At 63.3% G+C, this 1230-nt stretch carries 1 protein-coding gene; it reads right to left on the reverse strand.

Going from position 1 to position 1230, the window contains the following annotated elements; genetic code table 11:
- Positions 1-21 precede the first annotated feature (21 nt).
- Positions 22-1125, reverse strand: a complete 1104-nt coding sequence (locus tag BM109_RS40580) for an IS5 family transposase (RefSeq protein WP_256223127.1) — start codon at positions 1123-1125, stop codon at positions 22-24.
- Positions 1126-1230: the final 105 nt, after the last annotated feature.

Consider the following 1230-nt stretch of genomic DNA (forward strand, 5'->3'; position numbering starts at 1 on the left):
AGAGGGTGTATTTGAAATGATCTACGCGGCCAGCCTAGTAGCGAGGATACGTGCTTCAGCGAGCCAGACCCAAGCGACAGGTGCCCAATTGGAGCGATCGTGATGTGCGATGAGGCGACGTGCGCGCTCGTTCCACGCGTGGGTGCGCTCGACCACCCAGCGCTTGGCTTGCACGACGAAGCCCTTAGGGATGGCGTCCGGCCACAGTTGCCGTTGCTCAGCCACGAAGGTGCCTGTGACGCGGTTGGCTGGATGACGAACGACCTCGACCGCAATGCCGTGCGTTTCTCGCAGCGCCATTGCACATTGGCCGGCATAGGCTGCATCGACGTAGAGCTTCTGCAGTCCTGGCGCTTTAGCGCAGGCTTGCGCAACCACAGGGGCGGCGCCATCGCGGTCTTGCACGCTCGCAGCGGTCACGGTCAAAGCCAGCAGCAGTCCCAAGGTATCGACCACGAGATGGCGCTTGCGGCCTTTGACCTTCTTGCCCGCATCGAAGCCACCATCGCCACCCTGGGCCGTGCTGCGCGTGCTTTGCGAGTCGATGATGGCGGCCGTCGGCTCGGGCGCTTTGCCGATGCGCTGGCGCCACTGCTGACGCAGACGATCGTGCATGAGCTCGAACGTGCCCGCCTGTGCCCAGCCTCGAAACGCCGAGTACACCGCACGCCAAGGCGGGAAGTTCGAAGGCAAGAGCCGCCATGCGCAGCCGGTGCGCACGATGTACATGCAGGCATTGACGATGTCGCGACGCTGGTGCGTGCTGGGCGTGCCGCGTCCACCGTTGCGCTCGAACAGATCATGCACAAGGGTCCACTCGGCATCGGTGAGGTCCGTGTTCATGCCGTTGAGGCCACTTTCCCGGCGATGCGCTGCTGTATAGCCAAATCGCTGAGGCGCCGCCCCCTGGGTCTGCGCACGCTGGCCTGCGCGCCGTGCCGGCCGTACGCGCTTGATTCCTGCCTTCTTGAGGGCCTTGCGGATCGTCGCCGAGCAAACCTCAATTCCCGTCTGATGCACGAACGCGCGCGTCAGCTCGTCCATCGATGCCTGCGGCATCTGCCGAGTCAACTCGACAAGCCTGAGCAATTCGCCCGCTTGCAGCAGCGCTGGCCTGCCGCCCAAATTCTTGCCCTCTCGCGTCGTCGTCCCCACTCGTCACCTCCTGCGTTGCAGCATTGCGTATGGGACGAGGATAACGTGTGAGTGTTTATTTCAAATACACCCTCT

This window comes from Variovorax sp. PDC80 (genome assembly GCF_900115375.1).
GTDB lineage: Bacteria > Pseudomonadota > Gammaproteobacteria > Burkholderiales > Burkholderiaceae_C > Variovorax.